Source organism: Pseudomonas sp. TE3-3-F2023 (assembly GCF_036784815.1).
In the GTDB taxonomy this organism is placed as follows: Bacteria; Pseudomonadota; Gammaproteobacteria; order Pseudomonadales; family Pseudomonadaceae; genus Aquipseudomonas; species Aquipseudomonas pudica.
In genome coordinates, this window is record NZ_CP145113.1 from 3508177 (window position 1) to 3524512 (window position 16336).

Here is a 16336-nt window from a genome sequence, read left to right on the forward strand (position 1 = left end):
TCCCTGTGGAAGCGGGTTCACCCGCGAAGAGGCCGGCCCAGGCATACACAGCCCAGCATTCCACCGCGAAAATTGCTATCGTGCCGCCCTGATTCCACCCGAGGTGCCGATGTTCTACCTGCCTTTGCCCAGCGACCAGGCCGACCGCCTCGCCAGCGAGCCCACCACCGATTTCTTCACCACCGCCAGCGTCCTCCAGGCCGCCGCAGTGCTGTTCGTGCAGAACCTGCCGCGCCAGTCCGCCACCGCCTCCGCGGATGCGCAGGAGCGTCGCTTTGCCGAAACGGTGCGTATTGCCAACGAGGTCGAAGGCGCCGCGCCGGGGCGCTTCCAGGGCCAAGTAGCGCAGCACTTCGATCGCGAAGCCTTCGCCATGGGCCTGGGCATGCTGGGCGAAAACGGTATCGCACTGCTGTCGACCGAGGTGCAGTACCAGGCCGACGAGCTGCTGGACGCCGAGGGCCAGTGGAACTTCCAGTTCGCCGACAGCTACCGCCAGCGGGCAACTCCGCTGCACCCGGTGTACCTGCCGTCACTGGCCAGCGACCTGATGCTCAGCGACCAACAGAACCGCCTGCTGCGCGAATTCCTCAGTGGTATCGATGAGTCGGTGGCGGTACAGGGCTTTGCCGGCACCGGCAAGACCTTCCTGATTCACCAGTTCGCCAGGCTGCTCGAGCCGCAGCGTACGCTGTTGCTGGCCTTGACCGAAGGCCAGCTGCGCGCGCTGCAGGCGCGGGTCAAGGACGCCGCTGCCTACACCGCGCTGACCTTTGGCCAGTTGGCCGACGAGTTGCTCAACCGCGACCTCACCAACAATGGCTGGCGCCTGCGCGACCCGTATCGCACCAAGCTTTCGTGGCGCCCGCAGGATGCGCAGGTGGTACGTTGGCTGGCCATCCCCGACATCGGCCCGCTCGCCGCGCGCGATGTGGTTGCCTTGTGCATCCGTGCGGTACGCACGTTCTGCCACAGTGCCGACACCCAGCTGCAGTTGCACCACCTGCCCTGGGCCGGGCCGGGGACCACGCCACTGGACCAGGAAGTGTTGCTGGAAAAGGCACGGCTGTACTGGCAGGAGCTGATTCGCCCGTCGGCACGAGAAATCCAGTTGCCGGTGCGCGACTACCACCGGGTCAAACTGCTGTCGCTGACCGGTCATGTGATCGACAGCCGCTACACCCATGTCATCGTCGACGAGGCCCACGAGCTGTCGGCACCGATGCTTGCCGTGCTCGACCGCAGCCCGCAGTCGATCATTGCCCTGGGTGACGAACTGCAGAACCTCAACGGCCTCAGCGCGCATCATGGCGGCTTCATCCGCCAGCGATACATCGACCACTCACTGCGGGCCGGCCCGGCGATGGACAACGTGCTCAACCCGCTGATCCAGGCCCACCCGGCAGCGATCCAGGCAGCCTTCAGCGGCAGTGCCGAGCATTACACCCGGGTCAGCTTCTTCGATGCGGTAACGGTGCCGGAGCAGCCTACGGCGCTGATCGTCGACGATGAATGGGGCTTGTTTGGCTGGTTCCAGCGTCTGACCCATCAGGGCGTGCCGTTCGTGCTGCTGAAAAGCGCGCGCAAGGACTTCGAGTTGTTCGTCGAAGACTGCATCGAGCTGTACCGCCATGGCACCCGGCCGCGTCACCCGATGCTGTTCCGCTATGCCAGCTGGCAGGCGCTGGAGCAGGACAAGGGTGATGACAAGGCGTTCGTCGCCGTGGCCAACATGCTGCGCAAGGGCTACACGCCAGAACACTTTGCCAGGGCCAAGAGCCGTTACCGTTGGGACAAGGCACCCAAGCTGTTCCTGGGGCGGGTGCGGGATGTGAAGAACATGGAGTTCGCTCGGGTGATGGTGTCGCCAGAGCTGATGGTAGCGCCGCAGGTGGCGGGGAACCGCAATGAGCGGGCGCGGATGCTGGCGGGGTTGTATACCGCCTGTTCGCGGGCGCGGCATGAACTGATCGTGCCGGGTGGGATGCTGGACTGGGTCAAGGACCAGGTTCGCGATTGAGGCCCCTTGCTGCTTTTTCAGCCCTTCAAAGTCCTTGTGGGAGCGGGTTTACCCGCGAACACCGGCGCAGCCGGTGCCAGGCACCGTGTCGCCTGATTCGCGGGTAAACCCGCTCTCACAAGGCCGCAATGCGGCCCCTGAGCATCGGATCAGTTACGGTCCAGCCACACAGTCTGGGCATTGGTGAACTCACGCACGCCAAAGTGCGACAGTTCACGCCCGAAGCCGCTTTTCTTCACCCCGCCAAACGCCACGCGAGGGTCGGAAGCGCAATAGCCGTTGATGAACACGCCGCCGGTATCCAGCGCCGCGGTCATGCGCTCGGCCAGCGCGTAGTCGGCGGTATAGATGGTCGAGGCCAGGCCGAACTCGCTGTCGTTGGCCAGCTCCACCGCATGCTCCGCATCACGTGCGCTGATGATCGCCGCCACCGGCCCGAACAGCTCCTGCTTGAACGCAGTCATCTGCGGGGTGACGTTGGCGAACACGGTCGGCGCGTAGAAGTTGGCAACGCCATCGACCTTGTGGCCGCCCAGCAGCAGGGTGGCGCCTTCGGCGATGGTCGCCTGGACCTGGCCATCCAGCTCGTCGCGCAGGTCGTAACGGGCCATCGGGCCGATGTAGGTATCTTCTTCCAGCGGGTTGCCGACCTTCAGCTCGCGGGTGGCCTCGACGAACTTGCGGGTGAATTCGTCAACGATGCTTTCCTCGACGATCAGGCGCTTGGCCGCAGCGCAGACCTGGCCGGTGTTCTGGTATCGGCCGATCACGGCTGCTTTCACGGCGGCATCCAGGTCGGCGTCGGCCAGCACGATGAACGGGTCGGAACCGCCCAGCTCCAGCACGCACTTCTTCAGCGCCGCGCCGGCTTGCGCACCAATCGCCATGCCGGCACGCACGCTGCCAGTCAGGGTCACCGCGGCGATGCGCGGGTCGTTGATGGCTCGGGTGACGCCGTCCGGGGTCACGTTCAGCACTTCGAACACGCCTTCCGGCAGGCCGGCATCCTTGAACAGCTCGCCCAGCAGGTAGGCACTGCCCATCACGTTCGGCGCATGCTTGAGTACATAGGTGTTGCCGGCCAGGATCGCCGGCACTGCGCCGCGCAATACCTGCCAGACCGGGAAGTTCCACGGCATCACGGCCAGGATAGGGCCCAGCGGGCGGTATTCGATGCGGGCTTTGTCGACCTGGGTCGGCTCGGCGGCGAGCATGGCCGGGCCATGTTCGGCGTACCAGCGGCACAGGCCGACGCACTTGCCGACTTCACCACGGGCCTGGGCGACAGGCTTGCCGATTTCGCGGCTGATCATTTGCGCGAAGGCTTCGGCCTTGGTTTCGAGGGTGCTGGCCAGGGCAAGCAGGTACTCGCTGCGCTGACCCAGCGACACCTGGCGCCACTGGCGGTAGCCAACCTTGGCGCGTTGCAGCGCCGCTTCCAGTGCGGCGTCGGTGTCGAACGGGTAGGCGCCGATCTGCTCGCCGCTGTACGGGTCGAGGGAGATGGCGTGGGTCAGGCTGCTGATCGCGCTCATGGCGGGACACTCTCGTTGTTGTGGAACCGTGACGCCAGACTAGTGGGCTATGGCTTTAATGAAAACTGAATAATAATGAGCGAAACATTCACGTTTGGAGAAAGGCTGTGGACCTGGTGCAACTGGAGATCTTCAAGGCTGTGGCAGAACAGGGCAGCATCAGTGCCGCCGCGCAGCATATCCATCGGGTGCCGTCGAACCTGACCACGCGTATCAAGCAACTGGAGGAGGACCTGGGCGTGGAGCTGTTCATCCGCGAAAAGAGCCGCCTGCGCCTGTCCCCCGCGGGCTGGAACTTCCTCGAGTACACCCGGCGCATCCTCGACCTGGTGCACGAGGCGCGGTTGACCGTGGCCGGTGAAGACCCGCAGGGCACCTTCGCACTGGGGTCGCTGGAAAGCACAGCGGCGGTGCGCATCCCGGCCTTGCTGGCGGCCTACAACCAGCGCTACCCCAAGGTCGACCTGGACCTGTCCACCGGGCCCTCCGGGACCATGCTCGAAGGTGTGCTGTCCGGGCGCCTGGTGGCGGCGTTCGTCGACGGGCCGGTGCTGCACCCGACGCTGGAGGGCATGCCAGTGTTCGAGGAAGAAATGATGGTCATCGCGCCACTCAACCATGCCCCGGTAACCCGCGCCCAGGACGTCAACGGCGAAAGCATCTACGCCTTCCGCGCCAACTGCTCGTACCGCCACCACTTCGAGAACTGGTTCGTGCAGGACCAGGCGGTGCCGGGCAAGATCCACGAAATGGAGTCGTACCACGGGATGCTGGCCTGCGTCAGCGCCGGTGCCGGCCTGGCCATGATGCCGCGCAGCATGCTCGACAACATGCCAGGTTGCAGTACCGTCAGTGCCTGGCCGATGTCGGAGGACTTCCGCTACCTGAAAACCTGGCTGGTGTGGCGCCGGGGCACGGTATCGCGCAGTTTGAGCATGTTCGTGAAATTGCTCGAGGAAGGGCGCGCAACCTGATTTTGCAGCACGATATTCACACCAATGACGCGAATTTCATCCAGACGACCATGCATCTGCACGAACGCCGTTACGTCCGAAGGATCAGATAATAGGTAAGCCATCCTCGAAAGGAGGGTCGTACCATGCGTAACCATCACTATGCCCTCGGCGCGGCACTGCTGGTCGCCTTGGCACTGCCATGGACCTTGGCGGCCGCCGCCGACCTCAATGCCCCCATCGACATGCAGGCCGTGCAATTGCAACAGCAGGAGCAGAACGGCGTCCGCTACCTGCAAGGCGGCATCGGCCAGGATGAAGCCAACGCCCTGCGCAAGACCCCGGGCTACGACCTGCACGTGGAACTTTCCACCGGCCCGGAAGGCAAGTTCCAGAGCGGTGCCACCGTCGACATCCAGAATGCACAGGGCCAGCCCGTGCTCAGCGTTACGGATGCCGGGCCGCTGCTGTATGTGCAGTTGCCTCCCGGCAAATACAAAGTGACGGGCAACGCCCAGGGTGAGACGGTGCAGCAATTGGTGACCGTGAATGGCAAGACCCCCGCGACCGTGAACCTGAACTGGCGTTGATGGAAAAACGGGCAGGAGTACGGATGTGCTCCTGCCCGAAAGGAGCGCATCCCCATGAGCCTGAATCTTCAGCTGGAGATGTTGGACGAGCGGGGCTATGTGTTGCTCCCCGATGTGCTCGAGCCCTTGCGTATCGCCTTGCTGCGCTGCGCTATCGATGACCTGCAGCCCATCCATTGGGATTACCAGGGGCTGCTGGAACACTACAAATGCGTTTTCAACCGCAACCCTTTGTGGCTGCCCTTTCTCGACCTGCCCCCGCTGATTGCCCTGGCCGAAGCGGCACTGGGCGCCGACTGCCACGTGATCGGCCAGACCGCCTGGCGCAGCCACCCGGGCTACCCCGGCATGGCCCTGCACCTGGACCATCTGCCCATGCAGTTGCCCGCCTGGCTGAGCGAGCGCGGCGACTTCATCCAGCCCCCACAGATTCTGACTGCGCAGTTGTACCTCAGCGATATCGACCATCACATCGGGCCGACCTGGATTGTGCCCGGCAGCCACCGCGCGGCTCGGCCTCCGCAGGCTGGCGAGCAACACTGGCAGGGCCGTGAGGCCCAGCCGGTGCTGTGCAAGGCAGGGGACGCGCTGGTGTTTCGCAGTGATGTCTGGCACAGCGGCGGGGCCAACTGCACCCAGTCACGCGAGCGCGACATGCTGCAAGTGCACTATGGCCGGCGCATGGTCGCGCAGAAGTTTTCGCCGTACCTGAACTGGCGCTTCAACCCGCAGGTGCTGGAGGAGGCCACACCCAGGCAAAGGCGCCTGCTGGGTGAACACGAAGAGGCGGAATACGACTGACCACTGCTGTTCGGCATGGCAGATGCTGGCGCAGGGTATTAGCCAATGGTGGCAATTACTTTCAACTTTCTGTTTATCTGGTCGATAATCAGAAAAGTATTACTTCGTGTGACCGGTCTGGATGCATCCGGTCAGCGCATAAGCTCGAGGGGCCCAAGCCCCCACTTGCCGTATAGACCATCAGGAGAAGTCATTGATGAAAACCCGTCTAGCAGCTTCGCTGGCTGCTGCAGTGCTGGCCTTTGCCGGAACAAATCTGGCTCAGGCAGCACAGGTGACCGGCGCCGTCGGCGCCACTGGCCAAGGCGACATGACCTACCGTATCGGCCTGTCGTTCGACTGGGACAAGAAATGGCTGGAAAGCAGCACCGGTCACCTGACCGGGTACTGGGATGCGGCCTACACCTATTGGGAAGGCGGTGAGGCCAGTGGTGCGCACTCGCTGTCGTTCAGCCCGGTGTTCACCTACGAGTTCAGCGGTTTCACCTATACCCCGTACATCGAGGCCGGCATTGGCCTGGCGGCGTTTTCCAAGACCGATGTGGGCGACCAGCGCCTGGGCTCGTCGGTCAACTTCGAAGACCGCATCGGTTTCGGCCTGAAACTGCCGGGGGAGCAGAAGGTGGGGATCCGCGCCATGCATTACTCCAACGCGGGGCTCAAGCAGCCTAACGACGGCATCGAATCGTACTCGCTGTTCTACAGCAAAGGGTTCTGAGACCGGGGGCCGCTTTGCGGCCCATCGCGACACAAGGCCGCTCCTACAGGAGATCGCGGTTTCCTTAGGAGCGGCCTTGTGTCGCGATGGGCTGCAAAGCAGCCCCAGGAACGGTCAGAAGGTATACGAAACTCCAGCCTGCACCGTCCGCGGCGCACCCGGGTAGACGTAGTTGTTGAACGCGCCCTCGTCATAGCCCTTGTTGAACACGTTCTTCACGTCCAGGTTCAACCGCACGTGTTCGTTGACCTTGTAGAAGCTCAGCAGGTCGACCACGCTGTAGCGCTCCATTGTGTAGGTCGTGGCTGCCGTCTGGCCGGCCCGATCATCCACGTACTTCACCCCAACCCCCAACCCCAGCCCCTTGGCCAGGCCATCCTGGAACTCGTAGGTGTTCAGCAGGCTGAAGCTGTTGCGCGGGATGTTGGCCAGGCGCGTGCCCTTGGGCAGGGTCGTATCCTGGGTCACTTCGGCGTCCACGTAGGCATAACCACCGATCACGCGCCACTCCGGCGTCAGGTTGCCGGCGATGTTGATGTCCAGGCCACGGCTGCGCACTTCGCCGGCCGCAATACTGTAGGTACCGGTTGGGTCGTTCGGGTCGCGCGCCAGGACGTTCTCCTTGACAATGTGATAGATCGCCGCGTCGATACTCAGCTGGCGGTCGAGTGCCTCCCATTTCACACCCAGTTCGTAGGATTTGCCTTTTTCCGGGTCGAAGCCTCCGCCCCCGCTTGGTGTGCCTGTATTGGGCTTGAACGAGCGCGCGGTGTTGGCATAGACCGCAACCGTATCGGTCAGGTCGTAGATCAGGCCGAAGCGTGGGGTGACGCCGTTTTCGCCTTTGCTGAAGTCGCGGTTTGCGGGCCGCTTGTCGTCGTAATCATGCTCGAAACGCTCGAAGCGTACACCTGCAAGTGCCTTCAGGCGCTCCGTCAGGGCCACCTGGTCCTGGATGAAATACGCCCAGGTCTCGAGCTTCTCGCTGTCCCAGGTTGTTGGTACCGCTGCCAGCTCCGGCCGTGGCTGGCCTAGTACCGGGTTGTAGATATCGACTGTGTAGGGCGCGGTGGAACGTCGAATGATCGAACTGTAGTGGTAGTTCTCGTACTCGACGCCGGTCAGCAAGGTATGGCTGAACGCACCTGTATCGAAATGCCCGGTGAGGTTCAACTGCCAGTCGCGGTCGGTCCACTCCAGCTTGCGGTAATTGAAGTTGCGCTGCAGGGTACGGCCATCTGCGGGGGCACTGGTGGCCTCTACAGCATTGCCTTTGAGTGAGCCATCGAGGTACTGGAAGCCTCCACCCAGCGTCCAGTTGTCGTTGAGCAGGTGTTCGAAGCGCACCTGAGCCATGTTGTTGTCATTGTGCAGCAGGTTGTCGCTGCCCTTTTCCCAGATATAGGTGTCCCGCGAGGCACTGCCGGTCTGGGTGGCGTAGCGGGTCAGGCCACGGTCCAGCGGGTGGTTGTTGCGCATGAAATCGCCCTCGAAGACGATCTTCGTACTGTCGTTTACCTGCCAGCTGAGCACCGGCGCAACGTCATAGCGCTCGCTTTCCACGTCGTCACGGAAGCTTTCGCCGCCTTCGCCCAGCAGGTTCAGACGGTAGGCCAGCGAGCCGTCCTGGTTCAGCGGCCCCGTGGCGTCCAGGGTCGCACGGTGCATGCCCTGGTCATCGAACTGGCTGCCCAGGGTGACCTTGGATTCCGGCAGCGGCTGCTTGCTGACCACGTTGAAGGTGCCGCCGGGGTCGCCACGGCCATACAGGCTGCTGGCCGGGCCACGGATCACTTCCAGGCGCTCGACGGTGTTGGCGTCGGGTGCGTTGGGGTAGCCGCGGTTGATCGGGAAACCGTTGCGGTAGAACTCGCCGGTGGTGAAGCCACGTACGGTAAAAGTGGTCAGGCCCTGGCCGCCGAAGTTGTTGGCGCGGCCGACACCGCCGGCATAGTCCAGGCCGTCCTGCAGACGCGTGGCGCCGGTATCTTCCAGTACATCCTTGGGCACCACGCTGACCGATTGCGGGGTTTCGTGCAGGGCGGTGTCGGTGCGGGTGGCACTGGCCGAGCGGGTAGCCTTGTAGCCTTCGACCGGGCCATCGGCACGTTCGCTGTCGGCGCTGCTGGTGATGTTCAGGGCCTGGAGTTCGATCTGGGCGGGTTCGCCGAGCGGTTCAGGCTCGGCAAAGGCCAGCGGGGAGACAGCATGAAGCACACAAAGCGAAACGAACGTGCGACGCATCGACGGTACGATCCTGGAGTAGGGCGCTGAGGACAGGGTGGGCAAGCGCCGAGAAACTACTACGAATCATTATCAAATGCATTCTTTTTATGTGGCACTGGTGTACCAGATACCAGGTGGAATTTGTGCTGGATTCTTCGCGGGCACGCCCGCTCCCACAGGTCATGCACAAAGCCTGAGCTTGTAACGATCCTGTGGGAGCGGGCGCGCCCGCGAATAGGCCAGTTCAGGTGAAGCAGCACTCAGCGAACCGCCTTGATCGCCAGCACATTGCACAGCGGATGCTCCAGCACATGCGCCGTGGTCCCGCCCAGAAACGTCTGCATGGCGTCATGCCGGTGGCTGCCCATCACGATCACATCCGCCCGGCTGTGGCCGACGAACTGGGCAATCGCCTTGATCGCGGCCCCTTCCAAGAAGTGCCTGCGTTCCAGCGGGATCTGGTGGTGGTCGCCCAGCCGGTTGAACGCTGCCCGCTGCGCGGTCCGCACGCTGGCATCGAAGCCGGGCATGGTCACAGTGCCGGCGCCGAAGTCGGCAATGTGGGTCTTGGCCGCGTCGCACACATGCAGCAGGTGCAGTTCGGCATTGCACTGCAGGGCCAGGGCATGAGCACAGTGGATCACCTGCTCATCCAGGTGCTCGCCGGCACCGTGGCTGTTCAGGTCCACTGCGGCGGCAATCTGCCGGGGCAGCGGCAGGCGGATATCACTGACCAGGTGCACGGCGACCGGGCTGTCCTTCAGCAACTGCCAGTCCAATGGCGTTACCAGCAGGCGCTTGAGCACCGGTTCGTGCTGTACGTCCTTGATCAGCAGGTCGCAACCCAGCCGTTCGACTCGCTCCAGCACGCTACCCAGCGGGTCGCGAGTCAGCAGCAGCTCGGTAGACACATCCAGGCCGGCGTTGGCCAATTGCTCGGCTTCGTCCGCCAACCATTGGCGGTTGTCGCTGAGCAGTCGCTCACGCTCGCGGCTATCGCTCATCAAACCGAAGGTGTCGACATCGTCGACGAACAGGTTGATATCCAGCAACGCACCGCTGGACTCCGCCAACGCCGCAGCGCGTTGCAGCGCCGGCGTGTGGCGCATCTGCGGGCCGAGCATGACGAACAGACGCTTGAACTGGCTCATCTCACACCTCCACGTGTGGCAGCCCCCCGGTGTTCTGGTCTTGTTCAGTCTAGACCGCGCGGGGCCGCATGGGCGGCCGATGGAGGCTGGCGCGGCACGGCGTGTCGGGTATGATGCGGGCCCCATCATTTTCACGAGGCCCGCCCCATGTCCCTGAGTGCTGAACAGATCGGCGAATTCCGCGCCTTTGCCGAGCAACTGGCCGATGCTGCTGCCGTGGCGATCAAGCCATACTTTCGCGCCAGCCTGGACGTCGAGGACAAGGGCGGGCGCCTTTACGACCCGGTGACCGTGGCCGACAAGGCAGCCGAGGACGCCATGCGCGAACTGATCCAGTCCCGCTATCCCGACCATGGCATTCTCGGTGAAGAGGCCGGCGTGGCAGTGGGCAGCAGCCCGCTGACCTGGGTGCTCGACCCGATCGACGGTACTCGCGCCTTCATCACCGGCCTGCCGCTGTGGGGCACGCTGATTGCCCTGAACGACGGCACGCGCCCGGTGGTCGGGGTGATGAACCAGCCGTTCACCGGCGAACGCTTTGTCGGCACACCGGAAGGCGCCTGGCGTAGCGGTACGCCATTGAAGACCCGCGCCTGTGCCGACCTGGCGTCGGCCACGCTGATGTGCACCACGCCGGACATGTTCGATACCGCCGCGCGCAAGGCTGCGTTCGAGGCCGTTGCCGGCAAGGCGCGCCTGATGCGCTACGGTGGCGATTGCTATGCGTACTGCATGCTGGCTTGCGGGTTTGTCGACGTGATCGTCGAGGCGAGCCTGCAGCCTTATGACGTGCAGGCGCTGATGCCGATCATCGAAGGGGCGGGCGGGGTGATCACGGCGTGGGATGGCAGCAGTGCGCAGAACGGCGGGTGTGTAGTGGCCTGTGGTGACCCGGCGCTGCATGCGCAGGTGGTGGAGATGTTGCGTCACGCCATGTGATTCATGTGTTGCCTGCGCCGGCCTCTTCGCGGGTAAACCGCTCCCACAGGTACTGCACAGTTTTCAGGGTTTGCGGTGATCCTGTGGGAGCGGGTTTACCCGCGAAGAGGCCGGTACAGGCCTACTATCTTCCCAATCACCGCACTTTTTCCAATTTCCGGGCTCTATGCTTGGCCAGGCCACACTGATCCCCGGTGCGGCCGCCGAATATCGACCCGGTGCCGATGGTTGCAAGCAAGCCCATATTCTTCCCCCGCCTGCTATTGGCAGGCACCTTCGCATGCCTGTGCGCCTGCACTCAGCAGCAGGGACGCGACATGGTCAACCAGCTTGGCAACGGCAAGCCCAGCGAACTGTTCCAGACCAGCGTCGATCGCCTGGCCACGCTGTCCATGCGCGACAACCTGCAGAGCTTGTACCTGTTGATGAACAAGCTGTACCTGCGCAACCCCAACCAGTGGAAGCTGTCCGGCTACGTGGATGCTGCCACTGCCGAGCGGCAGATCCGTATCGCCATCGAACAACGCCAGCCCTTGGCGCAACTGGGCAACCGTCGCGACCTGGCAGCCTTGAGCTACGCCCTGAGCCCCGAATTTCGTGGTGACCGGGTCGGCGCCTTCATCTACGCCATCGGCAGCATGCTGATCACCGCGCACGGCGGCCGTACCGAGTTCTACATGACCGATACCATCGACCCGCTGTTCGTCAATAACGCGGCGCGCAATATCGAGAAGGCCACCTGGATGTTGAGCCAGCGGCAGGATGCCAATGGCGTGCTGCTGTTGTTCTCCAACGAAATCTCGGAAGAGGGCAGCAACCTGAGTTTTGCCGTGGAGTTCGGCAAGATCGTGGCTCGGCTGGACTTGCTGGCGGAATTGCTGGACGAGCGATACAGGCGTATTGGGTTGAATTATGCGCAAAGCTTGCTGCTGATGAACTTCCTGCCTGTACAGTGACGTGAGCGGTTTCGGGAATTCTGGGTAACCTGTACCGGCCTCTTCGCGGCGCAGAATAATACCGTTCGATAAACGAACGCGGCCCCTGTCCCGTCTGTCCGCTATCCGCCCATCCATTCCCAAGGCCGCATTGCCCAACCCCCGGCTTTTTGCTTAAGTGTGCCCATCCACCGGTTGTCGCCTGCCCCCGTGAACCGCAACCGGCTCGATAGAATGACCGTGACGACCGCAACCACAGCCCACCGGGCGGTAGGGAGCGGCAACCAGAACAATAACGATACCGAGTGCCTTGCCTATGGAAAGCTGCCTGCTGAGCGAGCGCAGTAGCGTGTTTCATCACGCCGACCCTTATGCTGTGTCTGATTATGTCAACCAGCATGTAGGCCAGCATTGCATCGGCTTGTCCCGCACCACTCATCCGCAAGCCAGCCTCAGCCACCGCAAGTTCGCTGAGTTGGACCTGTGCCGCATCAGCTACGGCGGCAGCGTGCGCGTTACCTCGCCGGCACTGGAAACCATCTACCACCTGCAGGTACTGCTGAACGGCAACTGCCTGTGGCGTGGGCACAAGCGCGAGCATCACCTGGTGCCGGGCGAGCTGTTGCTGATCAACCCCGACGACCCGGTTGACCTGACTTATTCGGAGGACTGCGAAAAGTTCATCCTCAAGGTGCCGACCCGGCTACTGGATTCGATCTGCGACGAACAACGCTGGCACCGCCCCGATGGCGGGGTGCGGTTCTTGCGCAACCATTACCGGCTGGACGAGCTGGATGGGTTCGTCAACCTGCTGGCGATGGTCTGCCAGGAGGCAGAGGTGAGCGATTCGCTGCCCAGGGTGCAGGGCCATTACAGCCAGATCGTAGCCAGCAAGCTGCTGACCCTGATGAGCACCAATATCCGCCGCGAAAGCCTGTGTTCGCCGGGCGCAAGCCTTGAACGGATCATCGACCACATCGACCGCAACCTGAAGCTTGAACTGACAGCTGAAGCGCTGGCGGAGCAGGCGTGCATGAGTCTGCGCTCCTTGTATGCATTGTTTGACCGGCATCTGCAGACCACACCCAAGCAGTATGTGCGCCAGCGCAAGCTGGAGCAGGTACACGCCTGCCTGGCTGATGCCAGTTGCGCGGTACGCAGCGTGACCGAACTGGCCATGGATTATGGCTTCATGCACCTGGGGCGGTTTTCCGAGGTGTATCGGCAGCAGTTTGGCGAGTTGCCCTCGGAAACCTTGCGAAATCGGCGCTGAGCCGCACCGGCCTCTTCGCGGGTGAACCCGCGCCCACAGGGCCCCGCAGAAACACCAACTTGCACAAAACGGATAGCACCGCGCACAAACCGGATATTCCCACCCAATACCAATCCCTAACCTGACCAGGTCTAAACAATAACAAGGGAGACCCTGGCCATGTCCCTGGGATTCGACTACCTCAATGCCTTGCTCGAGGACGACCGTGAAAAGGGCATCTACCGCTGCAAGCGCGAGATGTTCACCGACCCACGCCTGTTCGACCTGGAGATGAAACACATCTTCGAGGGCAACTGGATCTACCTGGCCCATGAAAGCCAGATCCCCGAGAAAAACGACTTCCTCACCCTGACCATGGGGCGCCAGCCGATCTTCATCGCGCGCAACAAGGACGGTGAGCTCAATGCCTTCCTCAACGCCTGCAGCCACCGCGGCGCCATGCTCTGCCGGCACAAGCGCGGCAACCGCTCCAGCTACACCTGCCCGTTCCACGGCTGGACCTTCAACAACAGCGGCAAGCTGCTCAAGGTCAAAGACCCCAGCAACGCCGGCTACCCCGACAGCTTCAACTGCGACGGCTCCCACGACCTGACCAAGGTGGCGCGCTTCGAGTCGTACCGTGGCTTCCTGTTCGGCAGCCTGAATGCCGACGTCAAGCCGCTGGTCGAGCACCTGGGCGAGTCGGCCAAGATCATCGACATGATCGTCGACCAGTCGCCGGAAGGCCTGGAAGTGCTGCGCGGTGCCAGCTCGTACATCTACGAAGGCAACTGGAAGCTCACTGCCGAGAACGGCGCCGACGGCTACCACGTCAGTTCCGTGCACTGGAACTACGCCGCCACCCAGAACCAGCGCAAGCAGCGCGAGGCGGGTGAAGAGATCAAGACCATGAGCGCCGGCGCCTGGGCCAAGCAGGGCGGTGGCTTCTACTCCTTCGACCACGGCCACCTGCTGCTGTGGACCCGCTGGGCCAACCCCGAGGACCGCCCGGCCTACGAGCGCCGTGACCAGCTGGCCGCCGACTTCGGCCAGGCCCGTGCCGACTGGATGATCGAGAACTCGCGCAACCTGTGCCTGTACCCGAACGTGTACCTGATGGACCAGTTCAGCTCGCAGATCCGCATCGCCCGGCCGATTTCGGTGAACAAGACCGAAATCACCATCTACTGCATCGCGCCGAAAGGCGAGAGCGCCGATGCCCGCGCCAAACGCATTCGCCAGTACGAAGACTTCTTCAACGTCAGCGGCATGGCCACCCCGGACGACCTGGAAGAGTTCCGCTCGTGCCAGACCGGCTACGGCGGCGGCACCGGCTGGAACGACATGTCCCGCGGCGCGGCGCACTGGGTGGAAGGCGCCGACGAAGCGGCCAGGGAAATCGAGCTCAAGCCGCTGCTGTCCGGCGTACGCACCGAGGACGAAGGCCTGTTCGTGCTGCAGCACAAGTACTGGCAGGACACCATGATCCAGGCGCTGAAGGACGAACAGCAACTGATCCCCGTGGAGGCCGTGCAATGAGCCTGTATGAAACCGTGCGCGACTTCCTCTACCGCGAAGCGCGCTACCTGGACGATGCCCAGTGGGACCAGTGGCTGGAGCTGTACGCCAGCGACGCCAGCTTCTGGATGCCGAGCTGGGACGATGACGACACCCTTACCGAAGACCCACAAAGCGAAATCTCGCTGATCTGGTACGGCAACCGCGGCGGCCTGGAAGATCGGGTGTTCCGCATCAAGACCGAGCGCTCCAGTGCGACCGTGCCCGACACCCGTACCTCGCACAACATCAGCAACATCGAGATCGTCGAGCAGGCCGAGGGCAGCTGCCTGGTGCGCTTCAACTGGCACACCCTGAGCTTCCGCTACAAGACTACCGACAGTTACTTCGGCACCAGCTTCTACACCCTCGACCTGCGCGGCGAGCAGCCGCTGATCAAGGCCAAGAAAGTGGTGTTGAAGAACGACTACGTGCGCCAGGTCATCGACATCTACCACATCTGATCCAGGGTTTTGCGAGCGCTGCCCGGTGCGTCCTGCGACGCGCCGTGGCCCGGCTCGCCCGCGAGGTGCAACATGAGCTACCAGATCGCACTGAATTTCGAAGACGGGGTGACCCGCTTCATCGAGGCCACCGGTCATGAAACCGTGGCCGATGCCGCCTACCGTCAGGGCATCAACATCCCGCTGGACTGCCGCGATGGCGCCTGCGGTACCTGCAAGTGCAAGGCCGAGTCCGGGCGTTACGACCTGGGCGACAACTTCATCGAAGATGCCCTGAGCGAAGACGAAGTCGCCGAAGGCTACGTACTGACCTGCCAGATGCGCGCTGAAAGCGACTGTGTCATCCGCATCCCGGCCTCGTCGCAGCTGTGCAAGACCGAGCAGGCCAGTTTCAAGGCCGCCATCAGCGATGTCCGCCAGCTGTCGGCCAGCACCATTGCCCTGTCGATCAAGGGCGAGGCCCTCAGCCGCCTGGCCTTCCTGCCGGGGCAATATGTCAACCTCAAGGTGCCGGGCAGCGAGCAGAGCCGCGCCTATTCGTTCAGTTCGCTGCAGAAGGACGGCGAGGTCAGCTTCCTGATCCGCAACGTGCCGGGCGGGCTGATGAGCAACTTTCTGACCAACCTGGCCAAGGCCGGCGACAGCATGACCCTGGCCGGGCCGCTGGGCAGTTTCTACCTGCGGCCGATCCAGCGCCCACTGCTGTTGCTGGCTGGTGGCACCGGCCTGGCGCCGTTCACGGCGATGCTGGAGAAGATCGCCGAGCAGGGCAGCGAGCACCCGCTGCACCTGATCTACGGCGTGACCAACGACTTCGACCTGGTCGAGCTCGACCGCCTGCAGGCGCTGGCGGCGCGCATCCCCAACTTCACCTTCAGCGCCTGCGTGGCCAACCCGGACAGCCAGTACCCGCGCAAGGGCTACGTGACCCAGCACATCGAACCGCGCCACCTCAACGACGGCGATGTGGATGTGTACCTGTGCGGCCCGCCACCAATGGTGGAGGCGGTCAGCCAGTACGTGCGCGAGCAGGGCATTACCCCGGCGAACTTCTACTACGAGAAGTTCGCGGCGGCGGCCTGATTCCTTTTATTCCAAGTAATACGCCGACCCTGTGGGAGCGGGCGTGCCCGCGAAGAGGCCAGCAGGTTCAACAACTTTGTCTGGTCGGACGCATTCGCGGGCATGCCCGCTC

14 protein-coding genes are annotated in these 16336 nt (G+C 63.2%); 11 read left to right on the forward strand and 3 right to left on the reverse strand.

Annotation, left to right across the window (positions count from 1 at the left end; genetic code table 11):
• Positions 1-109 precede the first annotated feature (109 nt).
• A complete protein-coding gene (locus V3314_RS15775; RefSeq protein WP_338459244.1) occupies positions 110-2020 on the forward strand; it encodes an AAA family ATPase in 1911 nt (636 codons plus the stop codon).
• 149 nt (positions 2021-2169) lie between these two features.
• Here V3314_RS15775 and V3314_RS15780 read toward each other — a convergent pair whose 3' ends face one another.
• Complete coding sequence (locus V3314_RS15780; RefSeq protein ID WP_046614224.1) at positions 2170-3555, reverse strand: aldehyde dehydrogenase family protein; 1386 nt, start codon at positions 3553-3555, stop codon at positions 2170-2172.
• A 107-nt stretch (positions 3556-3662) separates the two neighbouring features.
• Between V3314_RS15780 and V3314_RS15785 the strand changes: the two genes are divergently transcribed.
• The 4 genes from V3314_RS15785 (at position 3663) to V3314_RS15800 (ending at position 6617) form a co-directional block, all read left to right on the forward strand.
• Entirely contained in the window at positions 3663-4529 is an 867-nt protein-coding gene (locus V3314_RS15785) for a LysR substrate-binding domain-containing protein (protein WP_013972688.1), read from the forward strand.
• A gap of 125 nt (positions 4530-4654) precedes the next feature.
• A complete protein-coding gene (locus V3314_RS15790; RefSeq protein ID WP_046614223.1) occupies positions 4655-5098 on the forward strand; it encodes a hypothetical protein in 444 nt (147 codons plus the stop codon).
• A gap of 54 nt (positions 5099-5152) precedes the next feature.
• Entirely contained in the window at positions 5153-5899 is a 747-nt protein-coding gene (locus V3314_RS15795; RefSeq protein ID WP_046614222.1) for a phytanoyl-CoA dioxygenase family protein, read from the forward strand.
• A 196-nt stretch (positions 5900-6095) separates the two neighbouring features.
• Positions 6096-6617: an acyloxyacyl hydrolase gene (locus V3314_RS15800; protein WP_046614221.1), complete on the forward strand. Its 522-nt coding sequence runs from the start codon at positions 6096-6098 to the stop codon at positions 6615-6617.
• Between the two features lie 114 nt (positions 6618-6731).
• Here V3314_RS15800 and V3314_RS15805 read toward each other — a convergent pair whose 3' ends face one another.
• Both V3314_RS15805 and V3314_RS15810 read right to left on the reverse strand, forming a co-directional pair.
• The gene (locus tag V3314_RS15805) at positions 6732-8861 is read right to left on the reverse strand and encodes a TonB-dependent siderophore receptor (protein WP_046614220.1); all 2130 of its coding nucleotides are present in this window, start codon (positions 8859-8861) and stop codon (positions 6732-6734) included.
• Between the two features lie 242 nt (positions 8862-9103).
• Positions 9104-9994, reverse strand: a complete 891-nt coding sequence (locus V3314_RS15810) for a universal stress protein (RefSeq protein ID WP_338459246.1) — start codon at positions 9992-9994, stop codon at positions 9104-9106.
• A 147-nt stretch (positions 9995-10141) separates the two neighbouring features.
• Here V3314_RS15810 and hisN point away from each other — a divergent pair, with 147 nt between their 5' ends.
• The 6 genes from hisN (at position 10142) to benC (ending at position 16224) form a co-directional block, all read left to right on the forward strand.
• Complete coding sequence (hisN, locus tag V3314_RS15815; RefSeq protein ID WP_046614218.1) at positions 10142-10933, forward strand: histidinol-phosphatase; 792 nt, start codon at positions 10142-10144, stop codon at positions 10931-10933.
• Between the two features lie 224 nt (positions 10934-11157).
• Positions 11158-11889 carry a hypothetical protein gene (locus V3314_RS15820; RefSeq protein ID WP_046614385.1) on the forward strand — a complete coding sequence of 244 codons (732 nt, stop codon included), beginning with the start codon at positions 11158-11160 and terminating at the stop codon, positions 11887-11889.
• Between the two features lie 295 nt (positions 11890-12184).
• A complete protein-coding gene (locus V3314_RS15825) occupies positions 12185-13141 on the forward strand; it encodes an AraC family transcriptional regulator (RefSeq protein WP_196173924.1) in 957 nt (318 codons plus the stop codon).
• A 159-nt stretch (positions 13142-13300) separates the two neighbouring features.
• Positions 13301-14659 carry a benzoate 1,2-dioxygenase large subunit gene (benA, locus tag V3314_RS15830; protein WP_046614216.1) on the forward strand — a complete coding sequence of 453 codons (1359 nt, stop codon included), beginning with the start codon at positions 13301-13303 and terminating at the stop codon, positions 14657-14659.
• Entirely contained in the window at positions 14656-15141 is a 486-nt protein-coding gene (gene benB / locus V3314_RS15835) for a benzoate 1,2-dioxygenase small subunit (protein WP_046614215.1), read from the forward strand. The genes benA and benB overlap by 4 nt, the downstream gene beginning before the upstream one ends.
• Positions 15142-15213: 72 nt before the next feature.
• Positions 15214-16224: a benzoate 1,2-dioxygenase electron transfer component BenC gene (gene benC / locus V3314_RS15840; protein ID WP_046614214.1), complete on the forward strand. Its 1011-nt coding sequence runs from the start codon at positions 15214-15216 to the stop codon at positions 16222-16224.
• The last annotated feature ends 112 nt before the right edge of the window (positions 16225-16336 follow it).